This window comes from Xenophilus sp., assembly GCF_044462705.1.
Taxonomy (GTDB): Bacteria; Pseudomonadota; Gammaproteobacteria; order Burkholderiales; family Burkholderiaceae_C; genus Xenophilus; species Xenophilus azovorans.
In genome coordinates this window covers 18,524-32,508 of sequence record NZ_JBIQNC010000008.1, presented here as the reverse complement: position 1 = coordinate 32,508, position 13,985 = coordinate 18,524, and the positions used below count along the sequence as shown (strand labels likewise).

At 71.3% G+C, this 13,985-nt stretch carries 15 protein-coding genes; 3 read left to right on the top strand and 12 right to left on the bottom strand.

Annotated elements, in window-relative coordinates; all coding sequences use genetic code 11:
- Positions 1–257 precede the first annotated feature (257 nt).
- From paaD to ACIY1X_RS03020, 7 genes are read right to left on the bottom strand one after another with little or no spacing between them, the layout of a single operon-like run.
- Positions 258–791 carry a 1,2-phenylacetyl-CoA epoxidase subunit PaaD gene (gene paaD, locus ACIY1X_RS03050; protein WP_399677899.1) on the bottom strand — a complete coding sequence of 178 codons (534 nt, stop codon included), beginning with the start codon at positions 789–791 and terminating at the stop codon, positions 258–260.
- Positions 788–1,561 carry a 1,2-phenylacetyl-CoA epoxidase subunit PaaC gene (gene paaC, locus ACIY1X_RS03045; RefSeq protein ID WP_399677897.1) on the bottom strand — a complete coding sequence of 258 codons (774 nt, stop codon included), beginning with the start codon at positions 1,559–1,561 and terminating at the stop codon, positions 788–790. Before paaC ends, paaD begins: the two co-directional genes overlap by 4 nt.
- A 10-nt stretch (positions 1,562–1,571) precedes the next feature.
- Positions 1,572–1,877: a 1,2-phenylacetyl-CoA epoxidase subunit PaaB gene (paaB, locus tag ACIY1X_RS03040; protein WP_399677895.1), complete on the bottom strand. Its 306-nt coding sequence runs from the start codon at positions 1,875–1,877 to the stop codon at positions 1,572–1,574.
- On the bottom strand, positions 1,874–2,884 hold the full coding sequence (paaA, locus tag ACIY1X_RS03035; protein WP_399677893.1) for a 1,2-phenylacetyl-CoA epoxidase subunit PaaA: 1,011 nt from the start codon (positions 2,882–2,884) through the stop codon (positions 1,874–1,876). Before paaA ends, paaB begins: the two co-directional genes overlap by 4 nt.
- Before the next feature lie 18 nt (positions 2,885–2,902).
- Entirely contained in the window at positions 2,903–4,213 is a 1,311-nt protein-coding gene (gene paaK / locus ACIY1X_RS03030) for a phenylacetate--CoA ligase PaaK (protein WP_399677891.1), read from the bottom strand.
- Positions 4,214–4,238: 25 nt separating this feature from the next.
- Positions 4,239–4,679 (bottom strand): hydroxyphenylacetyl-CoA thioesterase PaaI, encoded by a 441-nt coding sequence (gene paaI, locus ACIY1X_RS03025; RefSeq protein WP_399677889.1) that lies wholly within the window; start codon positions 4,677–4,679, stop codon positions 4,239–4,241.
- A 3-nt stretch (positions 4,680–4,682) separates the two neighbouring features.
- Positions 4,683–5,480, bottom strand: a complete 798-nt coding sequence (locus tag ACIY1X_RS03020; RefSeq protein ID WP_399677887.1) for an enoyl-CoA hydratase-related protein — start codon at positions 5,478–5,480, stop codon at positions 4,683–4,685.
- A 145-nt stretch (positions 5,481–5,625) separates the two neighbouring features.
- Here ACIY1X_RS03020 and paaY point away from each other — a divergent pair, with 145 nt between their 5' ends.
- Together paaY and ACIY1X_RS03010 are read left to right on the top strand one after the other, a co-directional pair.
- Positions 5,626–6,228, top strand: a complete 603-nt coding sequence (gene paaY / locus ACIY1X_RS03015; RefSeq protein ID WP_399677885.1) for a phenylacetic acid degradation protein PaaY — start codon at positions 5,626–5,628, stop codon at positions 6,226–6,228.
- 173 nt (positions 6,229–6,401) lie between these two features.
- Complete coding sequence (locus ACIY1X_RS03010) at positions 6,402–6,713, top strand: EthD family reductase (RefSeq protein WP_399677883.1); 312 nt, start codon at positions 6,402–6,404, stop codon at positions 6,711–6,713.
- A 4-nt stretch (positions 6,714–6,717) separates the two neighbouring features.
- Here the strand turns inward: ACIY1X_RS03010 and ACIY1X_RS03005 are convergent, their stop codons facing one another.
- Positions 6,718–8,556, bottom strand: a complete 1,839-nt coding sequence (locus tag ACIY1X_RS03005) for a hybrid sensor histidine kinase/response regulator (RefSeq protein WP_399677881.1) — start codon at positions 8,554–8,556, stop codon at positions 6,718–6,720.
- A gap of 91 nt (positions 8,557–8,647) precedes the next feature.
- On the opposite strand from ACIY1X_RS03005, the gene ACIY1X_RS03000 reads away from it, so the two are divergent.
- The gene (locus ACIY1X_RS03000) at positions 8,648–9,226 is read left to right on the top strand and encodes a GbsR/MarR family transcriptional regulator (RefSeq protein WP_399677880.1); all 579 of its coding nucleotides are present in this window, start codon (positions 8,648–8,650) and stop codon (positions 9,224–9,226) included.
- Between the two features lie 42 nt (positions 9,227–9,268).
- Here ACIY1X_RS03000 and cydX read toward each other — a convergent pair whose 3' ends face one another.
- From cydX to ACIY1X_RS02980, 4 genes are read right to left on the bottom strand one after another with little or no spacing between them, the layout of a single operon-like run.
- Positions 9,269–9,397 carry a cytochrome bd-I oxidase subunit CydX gene (gene cydX, locus ACIY1X_RS02995; protein WP_399677878.1) on the bottom strand — a complete coding sequence of 43 codons (129 nt, stop codon included), beginning with the start codon at positions 9,395–9,397 and terminating at the stop codon, positions 9,269–9,271.
- 33 nt (positions 9,398–9,430) lie between these two features.
- The gene (gene cydB / locus ACIY1X_RS02990; protein WP_399677877.1) at positions 9,431–10,585 is read right to left on the bottom strand and encodes a cytochrome d ubiquinol oxidase subunit II; all 1,155 of its coding nucleotides are present in this window, start codon (positions 10,583–10,585) and stop codon (positions 9,431–9,433) included.
- Between the two features lie 19 nt (positions 10,586–10,604).
- Positions 10,605–12,191: a cytochrome ubiquinol oxidase subunit I gene (locus tag ACIY1X_RS02985; RefSeq protein ID WP_399677875.1), complete on the bottom strand. Its 1,587-nt coding sequence runs from the start codon at positions 12,189–12,191 to the stop codon at positions 10,605–10,607.
- 38 nt (positions 12,192–12,229) lie between these two features.
- A complete protein-coding gene (locus ACIY1X_RS02980) occupies positions 12,230–13,936 on the bottom strand; it encodes an ATP-binding cassette domain-containing protein (RefSeq protein WP_399677873.1) in 1,707 nt (568 codons plus the stop codon).
- Between the last annotated feature and the right edge of the window lie 49 nt (positions 13,937–13,985).

The following is a 13,985-nucleotide window of genomic DNA, read 5'->3' as shown; positions in this document are numbered from 1 at the left end:
CCCTGGGTGAAGCCGAAGGTCTCGCGCAGGTCGGGCGGCACCTCGAAGCTGACGATGACGGCTTCCTGGGTGTCCGGCTCGATGGCCTTGACCTTGAGCGAGTGGAACAGCGTGGACACGGCGGCTAGCCTTTCAAGGTCTCGGATTTGCTCCTCTCCCCTTTGGGGAGAGGCTGGGTGAGGGGCGCGGGCGCACAGCCCTCACCCCAGCCCTCTCCCAGAGGGAGAGGGAGTAAGACAGGAGGCTGAGGGATCGGCTCATATCGGCTTGAAATGCTCGAAGGGCTCGCGGCAGGCGATGCAGCGGTACAGCGCCTTGCAGGCGGTGGAGCCGAAGGCCGAGAGGCGCTCGGTACGCTCGCTGCCGCAGCGCGGGCAGGGTACCGGCGGCGCGGCGCGGCGGCTCACGATCCGGATGGGCACGCCCTCGCCCGCCGCCACTGCAGCGGACCCGCCGGGCGGCGCGATGCCGTACTCGCGCAGCTTGCGGCGGCCTTCGGCGCTGATCCAGTCGGTGGTCCAGGCCGGCGCGCGGCGCAGCGTGGCGCGCGCGGGGCCGAGGCCGGCGGCGGCCAGCGCATCGAGCACGCTCCGTTCGATGACTTCGGTGGCGGGGCAGCCGGAATAGGTCGGCGTCAGCACCACCTCCAGCGCGTCGCCCTCCTCGCGCACCTCGCGCACGATGCCGAGGTCGCACACCGACAGCGCGGGCACTTCCGGGTCCGGCACGCCGGCCAGCACGTCCCACGCGCGCTCGACACGCGGCGATGCGGCGACGGCCAGCGCGTTCACCACACGCCTCCGGGGTAGGCGCGCTGCAGGTGCTGCATCTCGGCCAGGATGAAGCCCATGTGCTCGCTGTGCACGCCGCGCTTGCCGGTGCTGAGGAAGGGCGTGTCCGCGGGCACGGGCAGGCTGGCCTCGCCCAGCACCTCGGCCATCTGCGCCTGCCAGTCGCTCTTCAATTCGCTCCAGCGCGGGCCCAGGCCGCTGGCGGCCGCCGCCTCGTCCACCGCGTCGTCGGCGAACAGTTCGGCGGCGTAGGGCCACAACGTCTCCAGCGCGGCCAGCATGCGGCGGCGCGATTCCTCGGTGCCGTCGCCCAGGCGCACCACCCAGTCGGCGGCGTGCTGCTGGTGGTAGCGCGCCTCCTTGACGGCCTTGCCGGCGATGGCGGCCAGTTCCTCGTCGCTCGACGCCTGGAGCCGCGTCCACAGCAGGCGCAGGAAGGTGGCGGCCATCGCGTTGCGCAGCACGGTGAAGGCGAAGTCGCCGCGCGGCAGTTCCACCAGCGTCGGGTTGCGGTAGTCGCGCTCCTCGCGCAGGAAGGCGAGCTGGTCCTCGTCGTGGCCGCGGCCTTCCGCCGTGCCGGCATGCGAGAACACGGCGCGCGCCTGGCCGATCAGGTCCAGCGCCATGTTGGCCAGCGCGATGTCCTCCTCCAGCACCGGCGCGTGGCCGGTCCACTCCCCCAGCCGCTGGCCGAGGATGAGCGCGGTGTCGCCGACGCGCAGCAGGTACTGCGTGGCGGCGTCGGGCGCGATGTCGATGGATGCCTGCATCACCCGATCCTCACATGTGGTCCACCGCGCCGGGCAGCTTGTAGAAGGTCGGGTGGCGGTACACCTTGTCCTCCATCGGGTCGAAGTACATGTCCTTGTCGCCCGGGTCGCTGGCCACGATCTGGTCGGCCCGCACCACCCACACGCTGGTGCCTTCCTGGCGCCGGGTGTAGACGTCGCGCGCCATCTGGATCGCCATCTTCGCGTCGGCGGCGTGCAGGCTGCCGCAGTGCTTGTGGTCCAGGCCGGCCTTGGTGCGCACGAACACCTCCCACAGCGGCCACTCGGCGCCTTCGGGTTTCACGTCGTCGTTCATGCGGCCTCCTTGAATGTCTGTTCCTGCTTGGCGGCATGCGCCAGCGCCGCCTCTCGCACCCAGGCGCCGTCTTCCCAGGCTTTCACGCGCGCGGCCAGCCGCTCGCGGTTGCAGGGGCCGTTGCCGCCGATCACGCGCCAGAACTCGTCCCAGTCGATGGGGCCGAAGTCGTAGTGCTGGCGCTCCTCGTTCCACTTGAGGTCCGGGTCGGGCAGCGTGACGCCCAGTACCTCGGCCTGCTGGGCCGCGGCATCGACGAACTTCTGCCGCAGCTCGTCGTTGGAGACGCGCTTGATGCCCCAGCGCATGGACTGCGCCGAGTTGGGGCTCTGGTCGTCCGGCGGGCCGAACATCATCACCGAGGGCCACCACCAGCGGTTGACGGCGTCCTGCACCATCGCCTTCTGCGCCTCGGTGCCCTGCTGCATCATCACCAGCAGGCTCTCGAAGCCCTGGCGCTGGTGGAAGCTCTCCTCGCGGCAGATGCGCACCATGGCCCGCGCATAGGGCGCATAGGAGCAGCGGCAGATCGGCACCTGGTTCATGATGGCCGCTCCGTCCACCAGCCAGCCGATGGTGCCGACGTCGGCCCAGGTGAGCGTGGGGTAGTTGAAGATCGAGCTGTACTTGGCCTTGCCCGTGTGCAGCGCCTCCAGCATCTGGTCGCGGCTGGTGCCCAGCGTCTCGGCCGCGGCATACAGGTACAGGCCGTGACCGCCCTCGTCCTGCACCTTGGCCAGCAGGATGGCCTTGCGCTTGAGGGTGGGCGCGCGGGTGATCCAGTTGCCTTCGGGCAGCATGCCGACGATCTCCGAGTGCGCGTGCTGGCTGATCTGGCGCACCAGCGTCTTGCGGTAGTGCTCGGGCATCCAGTCCTTGGCCTCGATGAAGGCGCCGTCGTCGATGCGCGCGTCGAAGCGTGCCTCCAGCATCGCCTCCTCGGCGGAGCGGACGGGCTTGCGGGCGTCGGCGTCCTTGCCGGCGGTGTCCATGGCTTGGGTGTACATGTCGAACTCCTTGGCTGTTCAGCGCGAACGCTGGTCGAACACGCGCCTGGCCTTGCCGGTGAGCGTGCGCTCGATGCCGTCGGGCGGCAGCACGCTCACCACCGTGCTCACGCCGATCAGCGTCTTGATGCGGTGCTGCACCCAGGCGGCGATCTCCTGCACCGGGGCGCCGGCCGCGGCATCGGGCTGCAGCTCGCAGCGCACCTCCACCTCGTCCAGGTGGCCCTGGCGGCGCACCACGAGCTGGTACTGGCCCGAGAGCTGCGGGTGCTGCAGCACGATCTCCTCCACCTGCGTGGGGAACATGTTGACGCCGCGGATGATGAGCATGTCGTCGCTGCGGCCGACGATCTTGCCCATGCGGCGGAAGGCGCGCGAGGTGGGCGGCAGCAAACGCGTGAGGTCGCGCGTGCGGTAGCGCACGATGGGCAGCGCCTCCTTGGTGAGCGTGGTGAAGACCAGCTCGCCCTCCTCGCCGTCGGGCAGCACCTCGCCGGTCTCCGGGTCGATGATCTCGGGGTAGAAATGGTCTTCCCAGATCACCGGGCCGTCCTTCGACTCGATGCATTCACTCGCCACGCCGGGGCCCATCACTTCCGACAGGCCGTAGATGTCCACCGCGTCGATGCCGGCCTTGGCCTCGATCTCGCGGCGCATCGCCTCGGTCCACGGCTCGGCGCCGAAGATGCCGACCTTGAGCGAGGACTCGCGCGCATCCACGCCCTGGCGCGCGAATTCCTCGACGATCACCTGCATGTAGCTGGGCGTGACCATGATGATCGAGGGCTGCAGGTCGCGGATGAGCTGCACCTGCTTCTCGGTCTGCCCGCCCGACATGGGGATGACGGTGCAGCCCAGCCGCTCGGCGCCGTAATGCGCGCCCAGCCCGCCGGTGAACAGGCCATAGCCGTAGGACACGTGCACCAGGTCGCCCGCGCGCCCGCCGGCGGCGCGGATGGAGCGCGCCACCAGGTCGGCCCAGCGGTCGATGTCGCCCAGCGTGTAGCCCACCACCGTCGGCTTGCCGGTGGTGCCCGAGGAGGCATGCACCCGCGCCAGTTGCTCGCGCGGCACGGCCAGCATGCCGAAGGGGTAGTTGTCGCGCAGGTCGTTCTTGACGGTGAAGGGAAACTTCGAGAGGTCGGAGAGCTGCTTGAGGTCCGACGGGTGCACGCCCTTCGCGTCGAAGGCGCGGCGGTAGTGCGGCACGTTCTGGTAGGCATGCGCCAGCGTGGCGCGCAGGCGCTCCAACTGCAGCGCGGCGATCTCGTCGCGGCTGGCGGTCTCGATGGGTTCCAGGTCGCCGGGGGCGGGCTGCTTGACGGGCATCAGGTGTCTCCTTGGTCTTCTCGGCTCAGCGCGGCACGGCCGGCCGGCCCTTGGCGGTGTAGGAACGGCCGCGGAACACCGCGATGCGCTCGCCGCGCTGGTTGCTCACTTCCACGTCGTACACGCCGGTGCGCCCGGCCCTCGACACCTCGGCGCAGCGGGCGGTGAGCACGTCGCCCAGGCGGCCGGGCGCGACGAAGTCGACGCCGAAGCCGGAAGCCACGGTCAGCTCGTCGTACGAGTTGCAGCCGTAGGCGAAGGCGGAATCGGCCAGCGTGGCGATCAGGCCGCCGTGGCAGATGTCGTGGCCGTTGAGCATGTCCTCGCGCACGGTCATGGTCACGGCGGCGCGGCCGGGGGCGATCTCCGTCACCTCCATGCCCAGCGCCTTGAGCGCGCGGTCGTTGGCGAACATGCCGCGCCGCACGTGCTCGGCGATCTGCTGCGGTGTGGTGCTGTCGGTCATCGTTCAGCGGTCGGTGAACTGCGGGGCACGGCGCGCGCCGAAGGCGGCGACGCCCTCCTGGTAGTCGTGGGCGCGGCCCAGGTCGCTCTGCAGGCGCGCCTCTTCGTCCAGGGCCTGCTCCAGCGTGAGCGACTGGGCGCCGTCGAGCGCCGCGCGCGTGGCGGCGAGCGCCCTGGACGGCATCGCCGCGAGCCTGCCCGCCAGCGCCGCGGCCTCGTCGGCCAGCGCCGCGTCGTCCACGCAGCGCCAGACCAGGCCGATGCGCTCGGCCTCCTCCGCAGCCAGCTTGTCGCCCAGCATCGCCAGGCCCAGCGCCCGCGCACGGCCCACCAGGCGCGGCAGCAGCCAGGTGCCTGCGGTGTCGGGCACCAGCCCGATCTTGGCGAAGGCCTGGATGAAGCTGGCCGAGCGTGCCGCCAGCACGACATCGCAGCACAGCGCCAGGTTGGCGCCGGCGCCGGCGGCCACGCCGTTGACGGCAGCCACCACCGGCACAGGCATGCTTTTCAGGCGCAGCACCAGCGGCTTGTAGAAGCGCGAGATCACCTCGCTCAGGTCCTTGGGCGCAGCGCCCGGCTCGGGCGCGACGGCGGGATCGGCCAAATCCTGCCCGGCGCAGAAGGCCCGGCCGGCGCCGGTCAGCACCACGGCGCGCACGGCGGCGTCGCCCGCGGCCTCGTCCAGCGCGGCCATCAGCCGGGCATGCATCTCCTGCGTGAAGCTGTTGAGCGCCGCGGGGCGGTTCAGCGTCAGGGTGCGCACGGGGCCGTTCGTGCTTTCCTGCACCAGGGCGTCGGACATGGGGCGTCTCCGGGGTGTGGGGTCGTCGGGCCGAGCTCGAAAAATACTTTCGACCGACCGGTCGGCAGATCATAGAATCGCCGCCAGCGTTGACGCAAGTCGCACGCTCCCCGTGAAAACCCGAAGCCCAAGGAGACAAGCGCCCATGCCCTGCTACGCCATCGAAGGCGTGGTCCCTGTGGTGGACCCGAGCGCCTATGTGCACCCCACCGCCGTGCTGATCGGCGACGTGATCGTCGGCCCCGGCTGCTATGTCGGCCCGGCCGCCTGCCTGCGCGGCGACTTCGGCCGCATCGTGCTGGAGGCCGGCTCGAACGTGCAGGACACCTGCGTGGTGCACGGCTTCCCGGCGCAGGACACGGTGGTGCGCGAGAACGGCCACATCGGCCACGGCGCGGTGCTGCACAGCTGCGTGGTCGGCCGCGACGCGCTGGTGGGCATGAACGCGGTGGTGATGGACGAGGCGGTGATCGGCGAGCGCGCCATCGTCGCCGCCTGCGCCTTCGTGCCCGCCGGCATGCAGGTGCCGCCCGCCACGCTGGTGGCCGGCGTGCCGGCGAAGGTGAAACGTCCGCTGAGCGACGAGGAGATCGCCTGGAAGCTGGAAGGCACCCACACCTACCAGGACCTCACGCGCCGCTGCCTGGCCAGCATGCGCGAGGTGGCGCCGCTCGCACAGGCCGAAGCCGATCGGCCGCGTGTGCAATCACCGGACGTCAAGCCTTTGATCGCAGCACGCCGCGGTTGATGCCGGATCGCGGTCAACCATCGACCGTTCACGCTGAGCTTGTCGAAGCGCCGCGCGAGGCTTCGATCCTTCGACAAGCTCAGGACAGGCCGAGCTCAGCCCGAACGGCTCAGGCAGATCGACACCAGTCCTATGAGACGATTTCCCCTCACCCCAATGAAAAGGAGACCCCCGTGATCCGTGTCAGCGTCATGTACCCCTTCACCGAAGGCGCCCGCTTCGACCACGACTACTACCGCGACCAGCACATGCCGATGTTCAAGGCGCGCCTGGGCGATACCTGCCGCAGCGTCCAGGTCGACCGCGGCCTGGCCGGCCCCACGCCGGGCTCCAAGCCGCTGTACGAGGCGATGTGCCACGTGCTGTGCGATTCGGTGGAAGCCTTCCAGGCCGCCTTCGGCCCGCATGCGAAGGAGATCAACGGCGACGTGAAGAACTACACCGACATCCGGCCGGTGATGCAGATCAGCAGCGTCGTCGCCTGAGCCGCTACGCCGCCGGCGCGCCGACCAGGCTGCGCACCCGCTCCAGCAGGTGCTCCGGCTGCACCGGTTTGAACAGCACCACCAGCCCGCTCTCGTAGGCGGCGCGCACCCGCGCCGGCGCCGTGTCGCCGGTGACCAGGATGGCCGGCAGCGCCCGGCCCGCCTGCTCGCGCAGCAGCGCGGCGGCCTGGATGCCGTTGAGCTCGTCGGCCAGGCGGAAGTCCACGATCAGCACGTCCACCGCGCCGCCGGCACGCGCCAGCGCCTCGCAGGCCTGCGCCACGGTCTGCGCCACGTCCACCTGCTCGCAGTGCGGCGCCAGCCAGATGCGCATGGCCTCGCCGACGGCACGCTCGTCGTCCAGCACCAGCACCCGCGGACGCACCGCGCCCGGTGCCGCGGACGCAGGCGCCTGCACGTCGGCCGGCGCGGCAGAAGGCGGCACCACCGCATGGCGCGGCAGGTCGAGCCAGAACACGCTGCCCCGCCCGTGCACCGAGCGCAGCCCCACCTGCGCCTGCAGCAGCGCCGCCAGCCGCTTGACGATCGACAGGCCGATGCCCAGCCCGTTGCTGATGTCGCGGTGCGCGTTGTCCACCTGGTAGAACTCGTCGAACAGCATCGGCAGGTGCTCGGCCCGCACGCCGCGGCCGGTGTCCCACACCGCCAGGCGCAGCCGGTCGCCGCGCACCCGCGCGCTGACCAGCACGCCGCCGCGCTGCGTGTACTTGAGCGCGTTGTCGACGAGGTTGGACAGCACGCGGAACACCAGGTCCGCATCGGTCGCAACCACCTCCGGCAGCGGGTGGAAGCGCAACGCCAGCCCCGCCGCCTCGGCGCGCTCGCCGTGGATCTGCGCCAGCCGCCGGAAGACCTGCTCGATCGCCACCGGCGCGAACACCGGCTGCACCGCGCCGGCTTCGATCTTGGAGATGTCGAGCATCGCGTTGAGCAGGCCGCTGACGGCGTCGGTGGCCTCCACCACCCGGTCGGCCACCGGCAGCGAGGGATGGCCCTGCAGGTCGCGCTGCAGCGAGCGCGAGAACAGCGCCAGCGCGTGGATCGGCTGGCGCAGGTCGTGGCTGGCCGAGGCGAAGAAGCGGCTGCGCTCGCGGTGCAGCCGCTCCAGGTCGAGCGACTGGCGCATCAGCTGCTCGCTCAGCGCCTCCTTCTCCAGCTGGGCGTGCAGCCCCTGGCGCAACAGCGCGTGCTGGGTGAAGCCGAAGCGCGCCGTGACGACGGTGAACATCACCGCCGCCGCGGCCAGCGCCCAGCCGAGCACGCCGCCGTCCCACGCGAAGCGCGAGGCCAGGCCCAGCCCCACCGGGTACAGCCATGCGCCCACTGCCGAACGCCAGGGCGCGACGCCCGGTAGCGAGGCGGCCAGCATGCCGAAGATCATCACGGCCATCAGCGCCTGGGCACCCGGCTGCGCGCCGGGGCCGCCCGCCGGCAGCATGAGCCAGGGCGCCAGGCCCCACGCGACGGCGGCGGTCGCCAGCGGGAAGACATAGCGCCAGGCGCCCCGGGGCTGCTCGTTCGGGAAGCGGTCGGCCGGGTAGAGCTGCTCGTTGCGGCGCATGTGCCACCAGCGCAGCGCCTGCGCCGCATGCACCGCCGCCGCCCACGCGAAGACCATCGGGCTGCGCGTGAGGGCCCAGAACATGACCCAGGTGAACACCGCCGCCACGAAGGCCGCGAACTGCGTGCGGCGCCCCATCACGAACAGCTGCCGCAGCAGCCGCCCGCGCACCGCCTCCTCGGGCACCGCCACCGGCTGCGGCTGCACCGCTGCCGATGGCCCCAGCGCACCGGGGGCAGTGACGGGCGGATCGGCGAGCATGCGTCCAGTTTACGGAACGCGCCCGCGCCAGGCGACGCGCGGCGTCTTCAGACATTCCTGAACTTTCAGCAGACGCGGCACAATCGCACGGATGGCCGATGCTCGTGAACTCCCTCCGCTGAACCGCCAGTTCATCGCCCACTTCGGCGAGATGGGCAGCCGCTGGGGCATCAACCGCACGGTGGGGCAGATCTATGCGCTGCTGTACCTCTCGCAGCGGCCGCTCAATGCCGACGAGATCGCCGAGCTGCTGGCCTTCTCGCGCTCGAACGTCAGCATGGGCCTGAAGGAACTGCAGGCCTGGCAGCTGGTGAAGCTGCGCCACCACCCCGGCGACCGGCGCGAATACTTCGAGGCGCCCTCGGACGTATGGGAGATCTTCCGCGTGCTGGCCGAGGAGCGGCGCCGCCGCGAGATCGAGCCCACGCTTTCCATGCTGCGCGGTGCGCTGCTGGAGGAGCCGGCCAGCGACGAGGAGCGCCACGCGCAGCAGCGCATGCGCGAGATGCACGACCTGATCGACCGCCTGATGACCTGGTTCGACGACGTGCAGCGGCTGGAGCCGGAGACCGCCCTCAAGCTGATGGGCATGGGCGCGACGGTGACCAAGGTGCTGGGGCTGAAGGACCGCATCGCGGACGCTGCCGGCCGCAAGAAGAAGGCCGGCTGAGCACGGCAGGCGCGCGCCGCATCCGCGCGGCCGCGGCCCGCCTCATCTCACGGGATCGTCCAGCTTGTCGCGCCGCACGGCCTCATCGTCCATAAGTTCGTACCACATCGCATTGAGCACGGCGAAGGCCGCGGCCAGGGGCAGTCCCAGGAGCCAGGCGAAGTACCACATGGTCTGAAGTCCTTTTGTCGATTCGATGTGCCGTCAGTAGGCGTGAGTCTTCTCTTCGCGGATCGCGTCGGCGTCCACCTTGCCGCGCAGCACCGCGAACACCCAGCTCGTGTAGGCCAGGATGATCGGCATGAAGATGGCCGTCACCACCACCATGATGAACAGCGTCAGGTGGCTGGAAGACGAGTCCCACGCCGTCAGGCTGGCGCGCGGATCCAGCGACGAGGGCAGGAGGAAGGGGAACATCGACACGCCCACGCTGACGATGATGCCGGCGATGGCCAGCCCGCTGGCCACAAGCGCCGCCAGCGCCCTCCTCGCGGCCATGGCGGCGGCGGCCAGCAGCGCGCCGGCCGCGCCCAGCGCCGGCACCGCCCACAGCGCGGGGTGAGCCGCGTAGTTGGCGAACCAGGCGCCCGGCGCCTGCACTACCGTCTTGAGCAGCGGGTTGGAGGGCCCGTTGTCCACGATGCCGGCGGTGATCTGGTAGCCGGGAACGAACTTCGCCAGCAGCACGCCGGCCAGCACGTACAGCACCGCGGTCGCCAGCGCGGCGACGATGCCGAAGCGGCGCGCGCGGCCGGCCACCGCGCCCTCGGTTTTGAGCAGCAGCCAGGCGGCGCCGTGCATCAGCAGCATCGCCAGCGAGACCAGCCCGGCCAGCAGCGCGTAGGGATTGAGCAGGCCGAGGAAGCTGCCCTCGTAGAAGATGCGCATGTCCGGCGCGAAGCGGAAGGGCACGCCCTGCAGTACGTTGCCCATGGCCACGCCGAAGATCAGCGCCGGCACCAGGCCGCCGATGCACAGCACCCAGTCCCAGCGCGTGCGCCAGGCCGGCTCCTCGCGCTTGCTGCGGAACTTGAAGGCCACCGGCCGCAGGATCAGCGCCATCAGGATGGCGAACATCGCGAGGTAGAAGCCGGAGAAGGACACCGCGTAGATGTGCGGCCAGGCGGCGAAGATCGCGCCGCCGCCCAGGATCAGCCAGACCTGGTTGCCCTCCCACACCGGACCGACGCTGTTGATGACGATGCGCCGCTCCAGGTCGGTCTTCGCGACGACGGGCAGCAGCGCGGCGGTGCCCAGGTCGAAGCCGTCCATGACGGCGAAGCCCACCAGCAGCACGCCCAGCAGGGCCCACCAGATCAGGCGCAAGGTGTCGTAGGAGACGAGTTCGTGAAGGATCATGGTGCGTTCTCCTCGGGGTTCAGGGTGCGGCGGCCGCCAGTTCGGGACCGGCCGGGCCGCGGCGCCCATCGGCCGGCGCCTCTTCCTGCGGCCCCTGGCGGATGGCCTTGAACATCAGCTTCATCTCGATGACCAGCAGGACCGTGTACAGCGCCACGAAGCCGATGATGGTGGCCAGCACCGTTCCCGCGCCCAGGCTGGAGACGGCCACCGCGGTGGGCAGCACGCCCTCGATCACCCACGGCTGGCGGCCGAACTCGGCCACGAACCAGCCGCACTCGATGGCGATCCACGGCAGCGGGATGGCCCACACCGCCACCTTGAGCAGCCAGCGGTGCGCATCCAGCCGGCGCCGCGCCGACAGCCAGAAGAAGACCGCCGTCAGCAGGATGAAGAACATCCCCAGGGCGACCATGATGCGGAAGGTCCAGTACAGCGGCGCCACCTGCGGCACCGTGTCCCACGCCGCCTGGGCGATCTGCTCCTGCGTGGCCTGGCGCGGATCGTCCACGTAGCGCTTGAGCAGCAGCGCGTAGCCCAGCATCGCGCCGTTGACCTCGAAGTCGGCGCGTGCCTGCACGGGCACCTCGGCGTCGGTCTTCGCGGCGCGGATCTGCTGCAGCGCGTCGTAGGCCTTGAGTCCGTCGCGGATGTGGCCCTCGGCCCGCTTGACCAGATCCTCGATGCCGGGGATCTCGGTGGTCAGCGAGCGCGTGCCGATCAGCCCCATCGCCCAGGGGATGTGCACCGCGAAGTGCGTCTCGCGCGCCTCCTGGTCGGGGAAGCCGAAGGCGGTGAAGGCGGCCGGCGCCGGCTCGGTCTTCCACATCGCCTCGATGGCGGCCAGCTTCATCTTCTGGTGTTCGGTGGAGAGGTAGCCGCTCTCGTCGCCCAGCACCACCACCGACAGCGCCGAGGCCAGGCCGAACGAGGCGGCCACCGTCATCGAGCGCTTGGCGAGCTGGACGTGCCGCCCCTTGAGCAGATACCACGCCGCCACGCCCAGCACGAACAGCGCCGCGCACACGTAGCCGGCCGAGACGGTGTGCACGAACTTGGCCTGCGCCACCGGGTTGGTCAGCACCGCGGCGAAGTCCGTCACTTCCATGCGCATGGTCTGCGGGTTGAACTGCGCGCCCACCGGGTTCTGCATCCAGCCGTTGGCGATCAGGATCCACAGCGCCGAGAAATTGGAGCCCAGCGCCACGCACCAGGTGACGATCAGGTGCTTGAGCTTGGACAGCTTGTCCCAGCCGAAGAAGAACAGGCCGACGAAGGTGGCCTCCAGGAAGAAAGCCATCAGACCCTCGATGGCCAGCGGCGCGCCGAACACGTCGCCCACGTAGTGGCTGTAGTAGCTCCAGTTCATGCCGAACTGGAACTCCATCACGATGCCGGTGGCCACGCCCATCGCGAAGTTGATGCCGAAGAGCACGCCCCAGAACTTGGTCATGTCGCGCCAGATGGGGCGTCCCGTCATCACGTAGACCGTCTCCATGATGGCGATCAGGATCGACAGGCCCAGCGTCAGGGGCACGAACAGGAAGTGGTACAGCGCCGTGAGCGCGAACTGCAATCGCGAGAGGGCGACGATGTCGAGGTCCATGGGGTTTGTTCCTTCTTGGCTTGCTCGGTGGTGGGGATTCAGTCGGCGCGCAGCCCAGTGAGCAGCGCATCGAAGCCCGGCTCGCCGCGCCGCAGGTCGCTCGCGATGCGGCCGTGCTCGACGCGCAGCAGCCGGTCGGCCAGCATCGCCTCGCGGCGCAGGTGCGTGGCGATCAGCAGCGTGCGGCCGCCGGCACGCGACTCGGCGTCCAGGCGCGCCAGCACGTCGCGCGCGGTGCGGGCGTCCAGCGCCTCGGTGCATTCGTCCAGCAGCCACAGCGGCCGGCGCTGCAGCAGCAGCCGGGCCAGCGCCAGGCGCCGCGCCTGGCCGCCCGAGAGGCCCTGGCCGCCCTCGCCCAGCAGCGTGTCCAGGCCCTGCGGGAGGGCGCGCACGTCACCGGCCAGGCCGGCGGCCGCCAGCGCGGTGTCCAGTTGTGCGTCCGTGGCGTCGGGGTCGGCCAGCCGCAGGTTGTCCCGCAGGCTGTCCTGGAACAGGTCGATGCGCTGGGTGAGCCAGGCGGCCGCGGGCGCCTGGATGCGTCCGGCCTGCGGCGCCAACTCGCCGGCGATGAGCGCCAGCAGCGTGGACTTGCCCGCGCCGCTCGCCCCGACGAGCGCGACACGCTCGCCCGGCTCGATGGCCAGCCGGGTCACGGCGAAGGCCGCCCGCGCTTCGCCGTCGCGCACGCAGCGCACGTCGTGCAGCCGCACGGCACCAGCATCGGCCGCCGACGGGCCGGCCTCCGCGGCGCAGCCCGATGGCGCATCGCACTCGCGCAGGGCCGGCCCGAGGCGGCGTGCCGCCAGCAGCGCGCGCCCGGCGTCCAGGGCGCCACGGCGCAGCGCCCCCAGCGGTTCCGGCGCCGCCAGCGCCACCAGCAGCATCAGCGCCGCGACGGGCGCGCCGATGCGATCCTGCTCCGCCAGCCACGCCGCACCCAGCAGCACGCCGGCCAGCGTCAGCGCCGCCGCGGCGCCGTGGGCGAACAGCGCGCGCCCCTCGAGGCGCTGGAGCCGCGCGTCGTTCGCGGCGATGCGCGCGTCGCTCGCCGCGATCGCCCGGCACTGGGCCTGGAGCCTGCCGGCCATCGCCAGCTCGACACGGCCCGCCACCAGGTCGGCCGTGCGCGCGCGCAGCGTCTCCACGGCAGCCCCGCGCTGCGCCGCCGGGCGCGCCGCACGCCGGGCGAGCAGCCACGCGCTGCCCCACCCCACCGCCAGCAGCCAGGCGAACAATCCCATCCCCAGCACGGCATCCTGCATGCCGACGACCACGCCCGCCGCCAGCGCGGCGCCGAAGGTCGCGGCCGCGGGCACCAGCAGCCGCAGGTACAGCGTCTCCAGCGCATCGATGTCGGCCGTCAGGCGAAGCAGCAGGCGCGCCGGCCGCAGTTGCAGCAGCCGCGCCGCATGCGGCCCGGACCAGGCGCGGAACAGGCGCTCGCGCAGCGCGGCCAGCACGCCCAGCGTGGCATCGTGCGTGGCCAGCCGCTCGCCGTAGCGCGACAGCGTGCGGCCCAGCGCCAGCAGGCGGATGCCCGCGGAAGGCATGAACACATCGAAGACCAGCGCCGTCGCCACCTGCGCGCCCGCCAGCGCGGTGGCCGTGATGAACCAGCCCGCCAGCCCCAGCAGCCCGATGCCCGCCAGCACCGTCAGCACGGCCAGCAGCAGGCCCAGCGCCAGGCCACGGCCCTGCGCGGCGGCGAACAGCCGGGCCACGGCCCCGAGGCGCCCATCGCTCATGCCGCCTCCATCTGCGCGCCGGTCTCGTCCAGCCGCACCACGCGATGCA

What these genes read in the sequence shown, in the direction of transcription:
- cydB (WP_399677877.1), bottom strand. Translation starts at nt 10,585, where the DNA reads ATGATCCTTCACGAACTCGTCTCCTACGACACCTTGCGCCTGATCTGG.
- ACIY1X_RS03000 (WP_399677880.1), top strand. Translation starts at nt 8,648, where the DNA reads ATGGCCGATGCTCGTGAACTCCCTCCGCTGAACCGCCAGTTCATCGCC.
- ACIY1X_RS03020 (WP_399677887.1), bottom strand. Translation starts at nt 5,480, where the DNA reads ATGTCCGACGCCCTGGTGCAGGAAAGCACGAACGGCCCCGTGCGCACC.
- ACIY1X_RS02980 (WP_399677873.1), bottom strand. Translation starts at nt 13,936, where the DNA reads ATGAGCGATGGGCGCCTCGGGGCCGTGGCCCGGCTGTTCGCCGCCGCG.
- paaK (WP_399677891.1), bottom strand. Translation starts at nt 4,213, where the DNA reads ATGCCCGTCAAGCAGCCCGCCCCCGGCGACCTGGAACCCATCGAGACC.
- paaC (WP_399677897.1), bottom strand. Translation starts at nt 1,561, where the DNA reads ATGCAGGCATCCATCGACATCGCGCCCGACGCCGCCACGCAGTACCTG.
- ACIY1X_RS03005 (WP_399677881.1), bottom strand. Translation starts at nt 8,556, where the DNA reads ATGCTCGCCGATCCGCCCGTCACTGCCCCCGGTGCGCTGGGGCCATCG.
- paaA (WP_399677893.1), bottom strand. Translation starts at nt 2,884, where the DNA reads ATGTACACCCAAGCCATGGACACCGCCGGCAAGGACGCCGACGCCCGC.
- paaY (WP_399677885.1), top strand. Translation starts at nt 5,626, where the DNA reads ATGCCCTGCTACGCCATCGAAGGCGTGGTCCCTGTGGTGGACCCGAGC.
- ACIY1X_RS02985 (WP_399677875.1), bottom strand. Translation starts at nt 12,191, where the DNA reads ATGGACCTCGACATCGTCGCCCTCTCGCGATTGCAGTTCGCGCTCACG.
- cydX (WP_399677878.1), bottom strand. Translation starts at nt 9,397, where the DNA reads ATGTGGTACTTCGCCTGGCTCCTGGGACTGCCCCTGGCCGCGGCCTTC.
- paaB (WP_399677895.1), bottom strand. Translation starts at nt 1,877, where the DNA reads ATGAACGACGACGTGAAACCCGAAGGCGCCGAGTGGCCGCTGTGGGAG.
- paaI (WP_399677889.1), bottom strand. Translation starts at nt 4,679, where the DNA reads ATGACCGACAGCACCACACCGCAGCAGATCGCCGAGCACGTGCGGCGC.